The 595-nt window shown below is 51.4% G+C and carries 1 protein-coding gene; it reads right to left on the bottom strand.

What is annotated here, in order from left to right:
- Window positions 1-100: 100 nt before the first annotated feature.
- Window positions 101-595, bottom strand: a 495-nt coding sequence (locus ACTHUM_RS17740; RefSeq protein WP_440403654.1) for a 4-phosphopantoate--beta-alanine ligase, incomplete at its 5' end; no start/stop codon positions are given.

Genomic DNA, 595 nt, shown 5'->3' with positions numbered 1-595 from the left:
GGGTTTAGACATGGAAAAACCTTAGAAACGCAAAAGCGTTATTGTAACAAAAGGCCGTCTGAAAAACAGGTTTCAGACGGCCTTTACCAGCAGCTTGGTTTTAAGCCAAAGCCACTTCCAAATTATCAATCAGGCGCGTGGTACCCAAACGGGCGGCGGCAAGCACCACCAATTCTTTATCGCCGACATGAGCCACTGCCAAGCTGTGTGCATGGCGGATTTCAACGTAATCAACCACCCAGCCGGCATCGGTCAAACGGCGGATACATTCAGCCTCGAGCTGGGCGTAATCTAGATTGCCGTTTTTCAAGGCGGCGGCAATGTTTTGCAACTCTTGATAGAGGCGGGGCGCTTCTGCGCGCTCTGCTTCGCTCAAATATTGGTTGCGGCTGGAAAGTGCCAGGCCGTCTGAAGCGCGGCCGGTGTCGACCGGAACGATTTCGATATTGAAATTCAAGTCTTCGACAAAGCCTTTGATAATCGCCAGCTGCTGATAGTCTTTTTTGCCGAAACAGGCGGTATCAGGTTGAACAATGTTGAACAACTTAGTCACAACGGTCGCAACGCCGCGGAAATGGCCCGGACGGAATTTGCC

It is taken from the genome of Neisseria sp. P0021.S006, from assembly GCF_051956895.1.
The sequence above is the reverse complement of the archived record's forward strand: the minus strand, read 5'-3'. Positions and strand labels throughout refer to the sequence as shown.